This is a genomic window from Providencia sp. UF-183, assembly GCF_058246155.1.
In genome coordinates this window covers 1-258 of the sequence record NZ_JBSICD010000105.1, presented here as the reverse complement: position 1 = coordinate 258, position 258 = coordinate 1, and the positions used below count along the sequence as shown (strand labels likewise).

General features: G+C 65.9%; 1 protein-coding gene. It reads left to right on the top strand.

What is annotated here, in order from left to right; all coding sequences use genetic code 11:
- Positions 1-20 precede the first annotated feature (20 nt).
- A partial coding sequence (locus AC4IFT_RS22550; protein ID WP_490752975.1) for an FAD-dependent oxidoreductase occupies positions 21-258 on the top strand: 238 nt, incomplete at its 3' end.

Here is a 258-nt window from a genome sequence, read left to right as displayed (position 1 = left end):
CACGGCACCTGGCCGGGACGGTGGAACGTATCGACGCCGCCGCCAAAACGCTCAGGGTGGCGCCGGCGGTGGGGGAACCCCTTGAGTTGGCCTACGATCGTTTGGTGTGGGCCACCGGCAGTCGGCTTTCCGTGCCTGCGGTGCCGGGCTTTGCCGAATACGGTTTCAACGTCGATACGCTGGAAAGTGCACAGCGCTTGGGCGCTCATATCAAAGCGCTGGCGGCCAAACCGTCAATGCCGGCGCGCAACACGGCCG